The organism is Okeania sp. SIO3I5 (assembly GCF_010672085.1).
Lineage (GTDB): Bacteria > Cyanobacteriota > Cyanobacteriia > Cyanobacteriales > Microcoleaceae > Trichodesmium.
Genome location: NZ_JAAHHT010000209.1, coordinates 1 through 16,841 on the forward strand (window position 1 = coordinate 1; position 16,841 = coordinate 16,841).

Genomic DNA, 16,841 nt, shown 5'->3' on the forward strand with positions numbered 1-16,841 from the left:
AGGTGGGAGATGGAGTGAGGATGAGTGAGTGAAGGGTGGGGAGAGGGGGAAGTGTGGGAGGTGTGGGGAGTGTGGGAAGTGTGGGAAGGGTGGGGAGGGGGGGAAGTGTGGGAAGTGTGGGGAGTGTGGGAAGTGTGGGAAGTGTGGGAAGTGTGGGAAGTGGGGGAAGTGTGGGAAGTGTGGGAAGTGTGGGAAGTGTGGGAAGTGTGGGAAGTGTGGGAAGTGTGGGAAGTGTGGGAAGTGTGGGAAGTAGGAGGAATAATTGTACCTATATCTTTCTGGGAAGTGTCTGTCTTTGGTCCTAACTTTTTGTTCTTAAAGGCTGAAAAATTTGCACTTTTTTCCCGACAAAAATCCTAAAAACTTTATATATCAGTGCTTTTAGATTAGATTTGCCAGCCTTACTTGACGCATCCCACACTTTACGCTCTGCACAACCAATATTTGTTACAGAAGGCAGAAGGAAGAAGGAGGAAATATTGAAAAAAAAGGGGAAAATGATAGAGATAGTTGTCTCAAATGAATTGGAGTAGCTATTTTTAAGCATATGCGATCTATCTCTACGCTTTTGTAGCATTCTTTTTTCAAAGTAGTATTAGAGAATAATATTTTAGAATTTGCCGCTATAAACACCGAGATAAAGTCCTGCGATAATTTTCCGGATGCCTCATAGAGATTGGGAATAAGAAAATACACACTATTACCAATCTCTAAATAATGTCTAAGCATATATTGTCAATCATTTTTGTCAATTCCCTATTGATAGGAGTGAGCATAATTCCAGAAATTACCAATAATTTAACCGATCTAGATCAATTACAATTTGAGCAACAAAAGCCATTACAGCTTATTGCTCGCGAACCTGAAGAAGATGTGGAAGAAGAAACCGATCCAGAGATTACAGCAGGCGATAAGCGAGATAATAGATCAAAGTAGAAATAGAAATGTGGAACTTTAATTAGTAGCATCATTTAGCTCTAAAAGCTCTATTAAAAATGTTTGGAGTTGTTTTAATGATGCTACTTCTTTAATAGTTTGCTCGCTGATCCAATCATTATCTACGATGCTGGTTGTATTGGTTTTTCCTGGTTTTAAAACACTAACTATTGTAGCAATTAAAGCTTTTTTATCATCAAAAGGTTTCCATTTTAGAGGTTGAGATTTTTTCTCTTCATCAGAAAAGTTATCTAAATATAATTTAGCTTTTTTCATATATTCTGGATAAGCTATTTCTCCACATTCACATAGCAAAGTATCCAAAACTCCTTCAGAATTATTATCTGGTAATACATAAATACCTGTTCTGGGAATATTTTGATCTACAACCCCTGGTTGAGCGGGAAAATTAGGGAAGTAATTCGAGAGTCTTTGACGATATTCCGCTACTACTTTTTCTGGAGTATTTTTATCGGCATCAACAATGATTCCAAATGCTGTTATATCGGTTTGATATTCAGGATAAATAGAGAAAGTATCATCTAAATTTTCAGGAATATTACTACCTTAACCAACATAAATAGCTACGGATAAACTATCATTAAATCGAATAGAAGGCATATTCAATCGCGCGTAAAACTTTCCATTTTTTGGATAAGTAGGAATAAATTTTTTCCAAAAATCATCTAAATTTGATTCTGCTCCGTCAAAACTTTGAAAGTCTAAAAGTTTTAATAACTTGGTTACTAATGCTTGATCGTGATTACCTTCTACGGCAATAATTGCATATTTTACCATCTTACTTCCAGTCCTAAATTTTCTCTAACTCTACCTAGTTTTGCTTGGTCAATTCTAACTGTTTTAGTTTGCATATCTTTTTGATACAAACGATATAAAACTAAGTCGTTTGTTGATTCACTAGCATCTAACACTGCATCAACAGTTTCTAGACTATGAGTAGTAGCAAATAATTGTACATTCATCTTTCTACACCACTTAACTAACCAAGAAAATGAAGGACGCAATGCTTCAGTATGAATTGAGGTTTCTAGTTCATCAATTAACAAAATACCGTCCTTTGATTTGGCGATGGTTAAAGCCATAAATAGTAACCGAAGAACACCATCGCCAAAAGCACTTATAGGGGTAATACCTAATGTTTTATGAATTACATAAAGGCGAGAATTTTTACCCGTGGGGTCGAGAATGTCTAAATCAATAATTTCTGAATCTATCATTGAAATTAACTCTATTACCTCTTGCTTAAAACCTTGGAAAGTTGTCTGTGTAAAAAGTTTAGTAAAAGGTTCAATTTTATGAGAGATAGGAGTTATCATATTAACTGATAATTTTTTTATTTTTGAACGTTTAGCGCGATTCATTAATCCTTCATTTTCCATTATTATAAATTGTCTTAATACTTTCTCACGCTCATAACGAGAACGCTTCTCTTCTTCATCTAATGTGGTTACTTCTTGTTGTGTAGTTACTTCAAGTATTAAATCTGCACCACGTCGAATTTCATTATTATCAATATCTATCTCATCATCAATCTGATTTTCTTGCTCGTATTCTTCATTATTATTTCCTGTAGTCTTCGAGATGTCTTCAAATTCTTCATAAGTTGCTTTTGATTCTACTACACTAAAATTACCACTACCAGAAACTTTCGTTTCTCCTTGATAAAAATCATCTGGATTATTGTCATTATTTTGAGGAAATAACCACTTAAGAGTCTCTAATTTTGATTTACGAGAAAATTTAATTTCCCGCCGCCAAGCAGTATTGATCCATTCCAAAGGATCTAAAGGATTGCAATAAGTAGAAATTGCTTCTAAAACACTTGTTTTGCCCGAATTATTAACACCAACTAATAAATTGATTTGACCTAATTCTTCCAATTTTAAATCTCGTATACCTCGGAAACGATGAATAGTTAAATTATCAATATTTCTCATACTTTTACTTATCATCCTCAAAACAAGAAACTGAGTTATATCATGTCCGGTTGAATAGTTATAATTACAGCAGTTTTCATATGAATAAACCACAATCATATTGACTCCTTACTCATTACTCCTTACTCATTACTTATTACTCCTACAACAGTTTTGTGGTCTACTCAACTGAAAAGCACTGTAAAGTTTGTAGTAGTGCTTGAGCAATATCTATCTTAGGGCTAAAGCCCTACTACAAACAAATCAATGAACTCAAAAAATTATAACACTGTAGGGACGTTGCATACAACTTCAGAATTGTAGGTTTGGTTGAGGGACGAAACCAAACAACAATCTTTCTCCCCTTAGAAAGCTAATAGCTAATGCCTAATTTATGACCGTTAAATTAATTCAGAATATTTTCTACTCCAACTACATTTCCTATTACTGCCTGCTCAATAATTCTTCTATATTGTAATCTCCATTGCAAAGCATTTGAGATAGTAATATAACCCTGTTGTGGAGGTTCTCTAATTATTCTCTCAGCTAAAACTTCACGTCCTATTTCATCTAAAGGAAGGTTACGGTCTTCCAAAAATCCTATTACATCATGTCCGGTTGAATAGTTATAAATAAAAATGGAGGAGTAATGAGTAATGAGTAATGAGTAATGAGTAATGAGTCAGGAGGGAAGAAGAGGGAATTTTAAGCTATAAAGAAGAGAAAGTTTTTTTATCACTAATTATCCGGACATGATATTACATCATATTGATTACCATTACGACTGATAATTTCTATTAAACCCCGTGTAGTTTGATAATCTCCTGTTCTTTCTTTAGCTACAAATATCGCGTTTTGAATATTTAAACTTGCTGCTTGTAATTCGCGATTATCTATTTTTTCATATACAAAAACAAGTAGATTATAACCTAATCCATAAACTTTTTGGCTAGCATCTCGAAACGGACAAGATGATTGTGGTTGTCGTATAGATGTCACCTTTAAATCTACTTCTAATTCGGGAAAATCTATGCCACTAGCTGCACTACCTGGAGTATATAAATACTTCTTTCCTAAATAATTATTGAATGCTTGCTCTACATAAGTTCCTACTGCTTTACCATCGGTAATACCATACAAATCAAAAATTGGAGTAATACTTAAATCTCTAACAAAAATTGCTGCTTCAGTTTTGAATAGTGATAGGGTAAGTTTTTTCATATATTGATAGATATTCAATTAAAATAACGTTAACTGTTGCCAAGTTTTATGGTTAAATCTAAAGTTTTGTTGACCAATTCTTTGACAGATCCATTCTACACAATCAGGCACAACTGAATTACCATATAAAGCATATTGATGGTAAACTTTAGCAACTCGACACCAATTATCAGGAAATCCCATTAAACGAGCATATTCAATATTAGTTAAACGGCGAAATTTATTACCGACTTGATATCTTTCATAATGTCTAGAAGTAGAAGCGGTTAATGTAGAAGTAACGCCATTAATGCCAAATATTGTATAGCCAAGACGCGCTCCTCCTCCTTGGTTATATAATATCTCCACACCATTACAATATCTATTTACAGTTTTGCTCTGTTTAATTCTTTCTAGGGTATCAGAAGTAAAATCAAATTGTGGATTTATTTCTGATTCATCTTGGAGAATATCTTTGAGTTTTTTTCTGGGTTTTATATCAGCCATTAAAGGTAAAGATTGACTGTACATTTTGTTTTGATAAGCAATACCCCAGCGATCATTTTTACTACTGAAATTAATAATAGGCTCCATATATTTTTCTATTTCGCTATTGTCATTCCCTGGTAAATTATCAATATCATTATCTGTTAAAAATACAGAAAGCTTTTCTAGATCGGGAGTTTTTTGTGTAGGTTGAATCCAAGTACCAAAAATAAAAATTCTGTCTCTGTTTTGAGGAATGCCGAAATTGATCGGGTTAATGATTCGCCATTCAATAAAATAGTCTAAGGAAGCAAGAGCATTTAATATAATTCGGAAATGATGCCCTTTTTCCATAGTCAAGATTCTTTTGACGTTTTCTAATAAAAAATATTTTGGTTTTTTAGCTTGGATTATTTCAACAATTCGTTCAAAAAGTGTTCCCCTGACTCTATCTCTAATTCCCATTTTTTTGCCTGCTTGACTAAATGGTTGACAGGGAAATCCTGCTGTTAAAATATCGTGTTCTGGAATTTCTGATAAATTAATTTGATTAATATTGTCTAATACTATTGAGCTACTACCAAAATTACTTTGATAGACTTGACAGGAAAGTTCGCTAATATCATTCGCCCAAATAGTGTCAATATTTGCAGTTTTCATTCCCAATCGAAAACCACCTATTCCGGCAAATAATTCTATGGCTTTTAGTTTGTTAGTTTGAGTCAATTTATTGTTTCCCAGTTTTCTAGAGCTACAGGTTCATAAGGAGCGTCATAATGAATAACTTTTCCTTTTAGGGGGTGTTGTTCAGAGGAAAGCTGTTGTGAGGAAGTTAGATGGATATCATTTTTAACTGTTTGCAAAATTGCTTCAATAACAAGAATGCCTTCTTCGATGGATGTTCCTTGAAGTTTTTTGAGTATTTCTGAATCTATCATGTTTTTTAGTTAATAGTTTTTGTTGAAAGGAAATTGTTTATTTGAAGTTTGTCTAGTTAAACAATTTCGCCATACCCATTCCATTTCCATTGCATCATAAAGATTGAACGGACTGGTGCCAGTCAATAAATGCAAACAAGTTACCCCCAAACTATACAAGTTGCTCCCAGATTTTGCCTTTCCCATCGACTGTTCCGGGGCACAATATTCTGCCGAACCAATAACCGTTCCTGTCACCGTCCGACGTTGATTTTTCGGCAGAACTTTAGCTGCTCCAAAGTCAACCAAAACTAACTTTTTATCCGCCTCTCTCCTAATAATATTTTCCGGTTTAATATCCCGATGAATTACATTATGACTGTGAACAAACTGCAAAACAGATAATAAGTCTATTAACAATTCTCGAATCTGACTTTCATTAAAAAACCCACGATTTTCTAACTCCTTTTGTAAAGTTTCTCCTTTAATAAATTCCTGTACTAAATATTGACGACTATCAACAGTAAAATAACCATAAAGTTCGGGAATTTGGGGATGCTTTCCTAACAACTCCAACCTTTCTGCTTCCTCTGCAAATAACTCCGCAGCTTTTTCCACATTTTCAGTTCCCTGCAGCTCAGGGAGAAACTGTTTAATCACACAAAAAGGTTGAGAAGGTTTAAACTCATCTACAGCTAAAAAAGTTCTACCAAAACCACCTTGTCCGAGAATACTTTTTGCCCAATAACGTTCTACAAGTAATAATTTATTTCCGCATTTTTGACAGAATTGAAAATTATCAGGATTAATAGTTAGACATTCTGGATTGAGACATTGAGACATAATAATAAGTTTTCTGATAAAAATTTGTGAGAGGGTTTGTCAACCAAACCCCTACCATTTTAGATGATTTAAGTTTAGTTGACAAACCTGTTTTTTTTAAGGATATGAATATGCGAGCAAGATGGGTGAACAGGCGAGCAAGATGCTCGCACTGGAAATTTAATTTAATTTCCCCAAAAAAACCTAAGATTTCGGTTTAGAAATTGAACTAACGTGCAACTCCTTCAACTGCTTCTTATCAACTTCAGAAGGTGCATTTGTCAACAAACACTTCGCCTGCTGAGTCTTCGGAAATGCAATCACATCCCGAATAGACTCCTCACCCGCTAACAACATTACTAACCGATCTAAACCATAAGCAATACCGCCGTGGGGAGGAGTGCCATATTCAAACGCTTCCAATAAAAAGCCAAACTTATTATCAGCTTCCTCATCAGATAAACCGATCGCTTCAAACACCTTTTCCTGCACATCCCGTTGATATATGCGCCGACTACCACCGCCGATTTCATAACCATTAAATACTAAATCATAAGCTTGCGCTCGTGCAGTTTTCAGATCGTTAATATCATCTGGGTGGGGTGCGGTAAATGGATGATGCAAAGCTTCCAAACGTTTTTCCTCCTCATTCCATTCAAACATGGGGAAGTCTGTCACCCACAATAGACTAATTTTCTCCTTGTCAATTAATCCCAACTCTTCCCCCACAACTAACCGCAGACGATCTAAAGTTTTGTTGACAGTATTGGCGTCATCCGCAGCGAATAACAGCAAATGACCTGCTTCAGCATTGGTACGTTTGAGCAACTCCTGTTTTTGTTCGTCGCTGAGGTTGTCTTTAATAGCTCCAATAGTATCTATCTTACCTCCCTCTTTGACACGAATGTAAGCTAAACCCTTTGCTCCTACTTCACTCGCTTCTTTAAACAAGTCGCCACCTGGTTTAATTCTAACATTGGAGATGGCATCGTTACCTCCAGGAATAGGCAGCACTTTCACTATCCCACCCGCAGCAATGGCACCAGAAAATACTTTGAAACCAGAATCTTTCACCAAGTCCGAGACATCCACCAATTCCAAACCAAACCGAATATCAGGTTTATCGCTACCATAACGCTCCATCGCTTCCGTATAAGTCAGTCGGGGAAATGGTAAAGACAAATCTACACCTTTGACTTTCTGAAAAATGTATGCCACCAACTGCTCATTTAATTGAATAATTTCCTCCTGAGACATGAAACTCATTTCCATATCTAACTGAGTAAACTCCGGTTGTCTATCCGCTCGCAAATCTTCATCCCGGAAACAACGGGCAATTTGATAATAACGGTCAAAACCAGAAACCATCAACATTTGTTTAAAAAGTTGGGGAGACTGGGGTAAGGCAAACCACTCGCCAGGATGAACGCGACTAGGAACCAGATAATCCCTCGCCCCTTCTGGAGTAGAGCGAGTAAGAATTGGAGTTTCAACTTCAATGAAATTTTGTTCGTCTTCTAGAAAACGACGTATCGCTTTGACAACTTCATGGCGGAGTTGCAGGTTGCGAGTCATGCGTTCCCTTCTCAAATCTAAGTACCGATATTTGAGTCGCAACTCTTCTCGTACCGCTTCTGTTTCAGCAGTGGAAATTTGAAATGGCAGTTGTTTACCCAAACCATTCAAAAGTTTAATATCATCAGCGTAAATTTCGATTTCCCCAGTAGGAAGTTTGGGGTTGAGAGACTCTTCCGGACGACGACTGACACGACCTGTAATTTGTACAACGTATTCATTCCGAATATCTCCTGCTATTTGATATGAGTCGGGGGTGCGCTCTGGATCGCTGACAATTTGAACAATACCAGAGCGATCGCGCAAATCTAAAAAAATCACCCCCCCATGATCCCGACGGCGGTCTACCCATCCACAGAGATTAACAGTTTCTTCAATATGACTACTATTTAGTTGGCCGCAATAATTGGTTCGCATAATTATCTAGTCAGAAATTTAGCTAAAAAATAAATTTTATCATTATATTAATAGGATGTCTGTAAATGCTGAATAATTTTAGGTTAAATTCCGATTTAATAAAAAATATTGTAATATTTTGTCAGAAGATTGACTCAATCAAGAAATAAGAGTATAAAAATTATAAAATTTGTAGAAAAAAATCAAGATGACAACAGATAATTGGCGCTTAACCCCTGGTTACATTAGCAAATATGGTTCCGATGTAAATTCGACGCATATTTTGTTAGGCCGTTTTTTGGCAGACCGCAAATCAGAAGACCCAATGGTGGAAAAATCACTATTTTCTGACGATGGTAAATTTGAATGGGGATACGCACAACCTCTAGAAAAAGTGATTTCAACTCGTGAAGATTTTGAGTTTTTAGCTACCCATCCTCAATTATTCCGGAACGCTATTACCATTATCGAACCTTGGGAACACGTCGGTATCAATCCCCAGGGTGAAGAAGTGCGAGCTTCTAAAAACGTTGCCTTTATGGCTCAAACAATAGCAGATTGTGACTCAATATTGTTTCCAGCATGGTCAACTGGAATCATAGACCTGGATCTAGTAGTTCCAATTCTTACCTCCAGCATGGCAGTAATCATAGAAGGAGGCAATACATCGGTTGACGATCCTACTCAATGGACTCATCCCAACTGTTCTCGGGATGATATGTTTTCCCTCGTAGAGGCATTACTGCTGTCGCGGACTCCCTGTACAAGTCCCTTAATTATGATTTGTCTTGGCCATCAACTAGCAGCAGAATGTCATGTGCGCTTATTGCGTCAAGCAGTTGCAGAAGTTTTAAGTATGGAATCTTTAGAAAATGATCCGACAGGAGATGCTTTACCTTTCATTCAAGATGTCTGCAAAAAAATCAGTGCTGTCGGAGAAGACCTCCCAATTATCAAACGGGATGGTAGGGTAGTTGCTCAAGGATGGAACGATCCACAATTTGCTGTAGTTCGTAATGAAGAAAAAGAAATTGGCGATCGCTACTTATTGCCATATCAAACCCCCAGTCCTAAAGAATCAAAAATTCCTATAGACCTACTGAAAGCTCACGATGTAATGGCAGATGAATTTTCTGGAGTTATTGATACTATGATTCTCCAATATGAAAATGATATCAATATTGCCATGTTCCACTCTGATGAAGTGAATGAAGAGGCAGTTCTTTTTGCTAACTGGGCATACATGATGCTCCACGATGCCTTAGTTCCTTTCCGCTATCTAATAGCAAATAGTCCTCTTTCTTGGTTATTGCGATTACCTTATTCTGTGGAAATTTTAGCTTCTACTGAAATCAAGGGTGGTGAGATTTTAACGGAATGCTCTTGTACTTGTATCAACTACAAAGATTTTGAAACCAAGCAAATTAGGCGTTCCTTTACTTGTCAGTTTCACCCCGAACTATTTTCTGATTTACAAGAAATGGGTAAACGTCCCCCTGCTTCTTACGCGGAGCTAAAAGAAAGTGATGGTATCCGTTTGTTGGCGAGACTGCTTTACGAAGGAATGCAGGAATAATATAAAATCCGGCTATACAGTAATCGCAAAATTACTTCATCTTAATACAGATGTTAAGCATGAATAGAAATTTAAAATTTCATGCTATTCAAATCTTTTCTTTCTCCTGTAGGGGATTTCCGGCCGGAAAGCCCCTACGACTCCTGACTCAAGTGCGCGATACGATAACTAATTACCCGGATTCTATATAATATAGAACCTTTTTTTGAGCTTTCTGAGTTATATAGGAGGCTTTATTTGTCTGGGCCATTTTTGCCGCTTGCTATTTGTTTCGGGATTGGGCGAAAAATAGCAATTTTCCTAGGGTAGCGGGCCTGGGCAAAAAAGGTAGTGTTTTGAAGCCCAAAAAGGTGTTGGGGGGCTATTGAATAATGGATAATGGATAATGGATAATTACCTCTCCCTAAAAGGGAGAGGATTGACGCGGTAGGGAAAAATTTATTTTTTTCCCCTTTACCCAGGAGGCTTTAAACCTGAATTATCTAATTGTTTAATTGTTTCGGTAACTGTTGGCTATAATCTGGTATTATATATGATAATCTCCCAATAATATATATTTATGTTACTTGGATTCACGCGCTGAATTACACCCAAATAAACAGCAAAAAACAATATAGCTAATCTCAGAAAAGATACATTGCATAAACTAACTACTTATTTGGCTAAAAACCACAGCCAGATCGTAATAGAAGATTTGAATGTCAGGGGTCGTCACATACAACAGGGGAAAGACATTGATACCTCTGAACCAAAATGGTATGCCTCATACCATTTTGGTTGAGTTATTAGCTGTCTGTTTCGTATCTAATCTGAAGCAGAGGTGAGGGGTAATTAACAGTTAAACTTAAACCGTAGAAAATAGTTGTAAAATCAATAAAAGTGTTCTAAGATAATAGAATTAACTTTTGTTACCACATGCGCCGAGTGGGAGTTGAGAGTCCAATGAGAGTTGTTGACAGACATATTATTAGACAAGCACACCAGTATTGCCAGTTGTGCGATGATTTGGCTTTTAAGTCAAAAAACTTGTACAATTTGGCCAACTATTACTGTCGTCAGCATTTTTTCTGTACTGGTAAAAGTCTCTCTCTAACTAAACTGTACCATGCCACCAAAGATAGCGATGCCTATAGAGCATTACCAACCAAGGTCTCAAAACAAATAATTAAATGCTTGGTGGCCACTTGGCGTAGTTATTTTCAGGCAATCAAAGAATGGTCAAAACATCCCTGTAAGTTTTTGGGTAAGCCCAAAATACCCAAATATAAGGACAAAACCCAAGGTAGAAATGTAGTTATCTATTCAAAGGAATCAGTCTATAAAGCAAATTTGAAAAATGGTATTTGTCACTTATCCATGAGTGAAATCAAAATACCTGTAGTTGTGGAAACTGTAATCGAAGTCAGGATAGTGCCTGCCACTGGTTGCTATATAATTGAAGTAGTATATGAAAAAACATCCGAACCATGGATGGAGTCTACATATGTAGCAGGAATAGATTTAGGAATTGACCGATTAGTTGCTCTAGCTACAAACAAGCCTGGTGTCAAACCACTGCTGGTTAATGGGAAGCCACTAAAAAGTGTCAATCAACTATATAACAAACGTAAAGCCAAGTACCAAAGTCATCTCAAAGACAACAGAAAAACCAGTCGTAAGATTGAAGCATTGGGTTATCATAGAAATCGTTTTGTCGAGAATTACCTGCATAACACCAGCAAGTTAGTGGTTAATTATTTAGTGACTAATCATATTGGTACTGTAGTAATTGGAAAAAATGATAACTGGAAACAAGGTGTAAACATTGGCAAAATCAATAACCAAAAATTTATCCAAATACCTCACTCCAAGCTAATTGAGCAGATAACTTATAAATGTGAACTTGCTGGTATCAAAGTCATTGAAACTGAAGAAAGTTACACCAGTAAAACTTCTGCACTTGACCTAGAATTGCCCAGGCGTCATGAAAATTATGTGGGAAAACGAGTCAAACGCGGTTTGTTTAGGAGCGCAACAGGTAAAGTGATTAATGCGGATATTAATGGCTCTCTTCAAATTTAAGACAAGAAATTCCCAGGGGCATTTACTGCCTGCATGAATAGTGAGCTGTGCCGTACAGCCTATATTGGTTAATCCAATATCAAGAATTTAACAACTGCAATTTTCTACAGTTTAATTCGTACGGTAGCGATACTCCCATCGACTGTAACTCATAAGTTAGCTAATGGCTGTTGCGGATATGGGTTTTAATGAGTTTCGTAGACAGCTAGAGTACAAATGTCAAGCGTAAGTCCAGTGAATGTAAAGTCTTGCTGAGTTAAACGTTCTAGGAGGAAAGTAATATCGTGATTCAAAAAATTATTTTGTGGCTGGTGCTTGTAGCGGTAGTAGTTACGGGATGGCTGCTACTGCCTAGCGCCTTTTGGCAGTATGTCTTTTTTCTACGCATACCTCTGTTCATGGGCGTATTGCTTTTTGCGCTCCCTTTCCTCGCAACAGGTCCCCTGAAATCTATGCTCAAGAATCTTTTTGTCCTGCGTAACGCTGGTCAAATTGCGTTGACAATTTTGGGTGCAACTGTAGCGGGAATAGCCGTAACCTTTGTCGTTGCCATAATCCTTGGTGGTGCGCCAGCTCGTTTTGGGGTACCGGAACTGCTAGGAGTTTCTTCAATCCTTGGTGGTGCGCGATCTCGTTTTGGGGTTCCGGAACTGCCAGGAGTTTTTTCTTCTAAAGTTTGGTATTATGTGTTAGCGATCGCCCTGGCATTACCGACCACCTGGACAGTGTTTGAATTATCCAAGGAAGAAATGGATAAGAAGAAAAGATTGACTGGATTGTTTTTGGGGGTGTCATCTGGCTTGATCTTTTTGTTTCTTTTCAAACTGATTCGAAAGTTTATCTCGGTCGATAAAATTCCCGATCTTAATAAGTGGTTGGTGAAAGCAGTTTCCTTTTTGACCCAAAATTCCAAAGGAGCAGGCTATATCAATAATGGTATTTTAAACGACAATCATTTTGACGCTCTTGTTTTCTTCATCGTTCTTTTTGCTATCTACATAATCGCATTTAAGCTTTTTATGCCAAGTTCGTTGCCCGATCAGAAGAGACAAGAACCGCCAGCACTTTTATATGTAATGTTGTTAATTTCCGTATCGGTGCTTTTGTTGGGCAGTCTTACCTTCTTCTTCGATTACTCGCGTATTTCTGTATTGTTCTTTTGGGTAGCCCTCGCGGCAACGATCTATCGCCTTTTGAGTGTGGATCACTATTTTACATTAAAGGACGCTCCCGAACAGTCAGAAGAGCAAAAAAATTTGATGGCTTTATTAAAAAAGCGTCTGGAAAAACAAAATCTAGAAGAGCCTCTTGCAAAAGAAACTGTAGTTGTTGTCTGTGCCAGTGGAGGTGGAATTCAAGCTTCTGGATGGACGGCTCAAGTATTGACTGGTTTGCAAGAAGAGTTAGGGGAATCATTTACTAAAGCAATTGGATTAATTAGTTCCGTTTCTGGTGGCTCAGTAGGTGCAATGTATTATCTGGATAGCTTTACAGAGCAAGGGTTTCCACCGACTTCAGAATCAGAAAAAATATTTGAGGGCGCTACCGCAAACAGTTTAGATGCAGTAGGTTGGGGATTAGCCTATCCTGACTTGTGGCGCGTGATTTTGCTCCCGTTTCTACCAGACATTCTCACTCCCCAAGTCAGAGATCGAGGTATTGCGATCGAGAAGGACTGGCAAGGACATATGAAAACCCCAGAGCGTCCCAAAACCCTAGCCGACTGGCGAACGGAAGTTGAAGCAGGTAATATTCCGCTGCCTGTATTGAATGCAACTCTGATTGACAATGGCTGGCGGTTGCTAATTACACCAGCGAAATTTCCTAATCCCGATCAGAAAAAATTCTTTGACTTTAATAGTCTTTATCCGGGAAAAGATATTGATGTTGTCACAGGTGCAAGACTTTCTGCCACCTTCCCTTACATATCTCCGATTTGTCGAGCCGACGATCGCATTGCTGATAGTGGAGATGGCAAGATAGCAAATGATCACGTTGCTGATGGTGGCTATTCCGACAATTCTGGTTTTGTGACAGCATTAGAATGGCTTGACGAGCTTCTTGGTGGTGAAGAAACTACCCCAGAAATAAAAAGAATTCTGATACTACAAATCAATCCTTTTCCTGAAACCAAACCTAAAGAGGAACCTAAAAAGGAAAAGAACCGAGGTTTGTTTATGGCAACTATTGGTCCGTTACTAGGCTTATTCAAGGTTCGCGAGCCAATTCTTACTTCCCGCAATTCAACTGAGGTAGAACTGTTGGAGCAATGGCAGAAAGCAAGACAGGATGATGAACAGCTAGAAATTGAATATTTCCCCATCTTCTTCCCTTCTATTACTGAATCATTTTATAGCGCAGAAGGTGAATACGAGCCACCACTCTCATGGAAACTAACAAAGAAAGAAAAGGACGCGATCCGAAAAGGCTGGAAAGATATTGTGGAAAAGGACAAAAGCACAATTAAAAAACTTAAGAATCTTTGGCTAGAGAAATGGAATATGAAATAAACGCCAAGCCTGTTTTCTAATAGCGATCGCGCTCTTGAGGCTCAGTAACTTGATGAGATTAGCCGAAATCTCGGTTTCCTATTTTCAAGAAAAACGAGCACTCTGTCACTTTCTCAGGACTTACGCAAAATATTAAATTATACACCACCTGTAGGGGCGAATGGCATTCGCCCCTACTAGATATAGTGGTTCTGCGTAAGTCCTGTTTCTCTAATAGCAGGCATAGCGATCGCTTGTTTTTGAGTTTTGTGTGATCGTTCTTCTGATTTGTCTCATATAGCAATCCCCTTTCGTGGGAGCAGCGATCGCTCTTTTTCTAACAAGGAGAAACTGTTTTTAACTTCTTCATAAATTTCCCTAGCGCTTTGCATCCCCAAATATCTTCTGCTTCATAAAACCGATATAAAACGTCTGTCTTGGTGCGCGTTCCCTCTCTTGGTGCGCATTCCCTCTCTTGGTGCGCATTCCCTTGCGACTATCGTCGTCGCGGGGTCGCACCGCTTGCGACTATCGTCGTCGCGGGGTCGCACCGCTTGCGCCTGTCGTCGTCGCGGGGTCGCACCGCATAACAAGTGACATTTTAATGTTTACTTCCTGCTGTACGGACGTTGCATAACAAAAATGCGTTACATGTCGCGCAGCGATACGTCCCTAAGGCCGTCGGCGGCTACTCATCCACAGGCATTGACGGGTCTTGCCCGACCGCATCTCTCATGCTTATACTGGCGTTTAAATCTTGGCGAAGATTGACAACCCACTTGTCACGGGCAATCATAAGTTCTCAGATGCAAGGGCATCAGCATGAACATGACCACAGTAGGAGCAAGTTTTTGATGATGGAAAAAATCTATCAACTACATCTCGCTCAGAACCGTACCATTCGCACTTATATTCTAGCTGTCGCCTGAATTCATAAAATCACTATCTGCTATCTGATTTTCGCTAACTTCTGATTGCGTAACATTCCGCTTACATTGTCATAGAAGTATGACAATAGTGCCGTAGTTCAAGGCTTAACTATGTTGTCAGTTTATGAAGTGCGTCTTGACGGATGTTTGCTACTTTTCTATGTAATCTCCCTATCTTCTGTTGTGCTTTTTTCCAGTTAGCAGAGCCTACCTCTTTATGACGATTTAGGTATTGCTCTCTTGACAACTTGGCTTCAAATTTATGATACGATTTCACACTGTCAAATACTTTTCCATCACTTGATGAAGAATCAAGTTTTCAGACCTAAATCTACACCAACTACATGAGTTTTTTTGGGTGTAGTTGTGGAATGAAATTCATAGCTACAGCTCAGATACCAGTCACCTGCTTGTCTACTTTTTTTAGTTCTTGCCTCCATGGGTTCATAAGTTTTGACAATACCAATAAATGGTAATTTGTGGCTCCATCCGTTTAGTTCTATTGGTTTTCCACAATTATCTATTGTGAAAGAATCATGTTTACCTTTTTTCTTAAATCTAGGATATTTACAAGGGCCATTGAAAGAACCTCTTAAATGCTTCACCTAAGTTAGAACAAGCATATTGATAGACCCGCTTAGGACAAGTTTTTCATCCAGGGATGCTTATGTTTTGTGTGATTGGTAAAAACTTCTCTAATTATACGAGCATTGGGTTGATAACCATTTTTAAGTATCGGCATTCCACAAGCTTAAACCCCAGTTATAACAACATCTGGTATAACCTGCGTGTTGAGCCATCAGGGTTTTCTGTTTGTCCCAAAAGTTTGAGCTTTGTACGAATTGACTTGTACATATTTATAGCCCTTTTTTAAGTTGACGACTGTATTTTCTCAGGCCACAGAGAACTATCAAATTATACTGTGTTATGACGTAAATTGTAAACTAAGTCAAAACTCTCTTAGAAACAAGAACTTGGGCAATTTATTTCTTTTTGTAAAGAAGTGTCAGAAAATCATACTAAGTAAAATACAATACTTATGTATAGAAGAACACTAATTATTTATAAGGAGAAGAAAACATGGTAATCAGTAAGGACAGAGCAAAATCCCAGTTTCGTCAATGGGCTGCCATCGATCCTAGCAGGGGTTCGATTTCAGAGTATATCAAGAAATGCCGAAAGCAAGTCATTGTTCCACCCGGGCAGGAAAATTTTGGTCAGGGAAAGACTGCAGTCATTATTGGAGCAGGAGTTGCGGGTCTCACCTCCGCTTACGAACTGCTAAATAATGAAGGTATTAATTTAACTTTCCTGGCGGGAAGTCCCGCGCTCTCCATCCCCCCTAACCCCCCTTGGAAAGGGGGGAGGGGGAGCGTCGGGATGAAAGCCAGGGCCAGGATTCGGATACCTTCATAAGCTAAACATTCATAGGCCCTTGACAAGCTAGGAGAATTTTGTTATTATCAATGTCAACACAGGGGGAGGACATCACCTCTGTCTAAACAGCGGTCAGGGTT

The 16,841-nt window shown here is 38.1% G+C and carries 17 protein-coding genes and 3 pseudogenes; 7 read left to right on the top strand and 13 right to left on the bottom strand.

Translation table 11 applies throughout. The features are described from left to right. Positions 1–51: 51 nt before the first annotated feature. Positions 52–360, top strand: coding sequence for a hypothetical protein (locus F6K40_RS30995; protein WP_293141539.1), 309 nt, complete (start codon positions 52–54; stop codon positions 358–360). A 357-nt stretch (positions 361–717) separates the two neighbouring features. Further along, complete coding sequence (locus F6K40_RS31000) at positions 718–936, top strand: hypothetical protein (RefSeq protein ID WP_293141541.1); 219 nt, start codon at positions 718–720, stop codon at positions 934–936. A gap of 18 nt (positions 937–954) precedes the next feature. Here the strand turns inward: F6K40_RS31000 and F6K40_RS41130 are convergent, their stop codons facing one another. The 9 genes and pseudogenes from F6K40_RS41130 to aspS form a co-directional block, all read right to left on the bottom strand. Beyond that, on the bottom strand, positions 955–1,494 hold the full coding sequence (locus F6K40_RS41130) for a DUF3226 domain-containing protein (RefSeq protein ID WP_365673404.1): 540 nt from the start codon (positions 1,492–1,494) through the stop codon (positions 955–957). A gap of 9 nt (positions 1,495–1,503) precedes the next feature. Next, positions 1,504–1,734: a hypothetical protein gene (locus tag F6K40_RS31010; protein WP_293141545.1), complete on the bottom strand. Its 231-nt coding sequence runs from the start codon at positions 1,732–1,734 to the stop codon at positions 1,504–1,506. Further along, a complete protein-coding gene (locus F6K40_RS31015; RefSeq protein ID WP_293141547.1) occupies positions 1,728–2,987 on the bottom strand; it encodes an AAA family ATPase in 1,260 nt (419 codons plus the stop codon). Before F6K40_RS31015 ends, F6K40_RS31010 begins: the two co-directional genes overlap by 7 nt. Positions 2,988–3,279: 292 nt before the next feature. Further along, on the bottom strand, positions 3,280–3,468 hold the full coding sequence (locus tag F6K40_RS31020; RefSeq protein ID WP_293141549.1) for a hypothetical protein: 189 nt from the start codon (positions 3,466–3,468) through the stop codon (positions 3,280–3,282). A 143-nt stretch (positions 3,469–3,611) separates the two neighbouring features. Then, complete coding sequence (locus tag F6K40_RS31025; RefSeq protein ID WP_293141551.1) at positions 3,612–4,094, bottom strand: restriction endonuclease; 483 nt, start codon at positions 4,092–4,094, stop codon at positions 3,612–3,614. Between the two features lie 18 nt (positions 4,095–4,112). Beyond that, positions 4,113–5,285, bottom strand: a complete 1,173-nt coding sequence (locus tag F6K40_RS31030) for a DNA cytosine methyltransferase (RefSeq protein WP_293141553.1) — start codon at positions 5,283–5,285, stop codon at positions 4,113–4,115. After that, positions 5,282–5,497, bottom strand: a complete 216-nt coding sequence (locus F6K40_RS31035; protein ID WP_293141555.1) for a hypothetical protein — start codon at positions 5,495–5,497, stop codon at positions 5,282–5,284. Before F6K40_RS31035 ends, F6K40_RS31030 begins: the two co-directional genes overlap by 4 nt. 36 nt (positions 5,498–5,533) lie before the next feature. Next, a pseudogene (locus F6K40_RS31040) lies at positions 5,534–6,319 on the bottom strand (protein kinase domain-containing protein); the annotation flags it as partial. A gap of 183 nt (positions 6,320–6,502) precedes the next feature. Further along, complete coding sequence (gene aspS / locus F6K40_RS31045) at positions 6,503–8,290, bottom strand: aspartate--tRNA ligase (protein ID WP_293141557.1); 1,788 nt, start codon at positions 8,288–8,290, stop codon at positions 6,503–6,505. A gap of 187 nt (positions 8,291–8,477) precedes the next feature. On the opposite strand from aspS, the gene F6K40_RS31050 reads away from it, so the two are divergent. From F6K40_RS31050 to F6K40_RS31065, 4 genes and pseudogenes are all read left to right on the top strand, one after another. Continuing rightward, positions 8,478–9,845 (top strand): hypothetical protein, encoded by a 1,368-nt coding sequence (locus tag F6K40_RS31050; RefSeq protein ID WP_293141559.1) that lies wholly within the window; start codon positions 8,478–8,480, stop codon positions 9,843–9,845. Between the two features lie 613 nt (positions 9,846–10,458). Further along, a pseudogene (locus F6K40_RS31055) lies at positions 10,459–10,554 on the top strand (transposase); the annotation flags it as partial. Positions 10,555–10,787: 233 nt separating this feature from the next. Then, positions 10,788–11,906 (top strand): RNA-guided endonuclease InsQ/TnpB family protein, encoded by a 1,119-nt coding sequence (locus F6K40_RS31060; protein WP_293141561.1) that lies wholly within the window; start codon positions 10,788–10,790, stop codon positions 11,904–11,906. A gap of 284 nt (positions 11,907–12,190) precedes the next feature. Beyond that, positions 12,191–14,416 (top strand): hypothetical protein, encoded by a 2,226-nt coding sequence (locus F6K40_RS31065; RefSeq protein WP_293141563.1) that lies wholly within the window; start codon positions 12,191–12,193, stop codon positions 14,414–14,416. A 771-nt stretch (positions 14,417–15,187) separates the two neighbouring features. Here the strand turns inward: F6K40_RS31065 and F6K40_RS41470 are convergent. From F6K40_RS41470 to F6K40_RS41140, 4 genes and pseudogenes are all read right to left on the bottom strand, one after another. Further along, positions 15,188–15,283, bottom strand: a pseudogene (locus F6K40_RS41470) (hypothetical protein); the annotation flags it as partial. Positions 15,284–15,433: 150 nt separating this feature from the next. Continuing rightward, on the bottom strand, positions 15,434–15,601 hold the full coding sequence (locus F6K40_RS31070) for a transposase (protein WP_293141565.1): 168 nt from the start codon (positions 15,599–15,601) through the stop codon (positions 15,434–15,436). Between the two features lie 34 nt (positions 15,602–15,635). Then, entirely contained in the window at positions 15,636–15,929 is a 294-nt protein-coding gene (locus tag F6K40_RS31075) for a hypothetical protein (protein WP_293141567.1), read from the bottom strand. A gap of 123 nt (positions 15,930–16,052) precedes the next feature. Beyond that, positions 16,053–16,124 (bottom strand): hypothetical protein, encoded by a 72-nt coding sequence (locus tag F6K40_RS41140; RefSeq protein WP_365673407.1) that lies wholly within the window; start codon positions 16,122–16,124, stop codon positions 16,053–16,055. Between the two features lie 280 nt (positions 16,125–16,404). On the opposite strand from F6K40_RS41140, the gene F6K40_RS31080 reads away from it, so the two are divergent. Then, positions 16,405–16,740, top strand: coding sequence for a hypothetical protein (locus F6K40_RS31080; protein ID WP_293141569.1), 336 nt, complete (start codon positions 16,405–16,407; stop codon positions 16,738–16,740). Positions 16,741–16,841 lie beyond the last annotated feature (101 nt).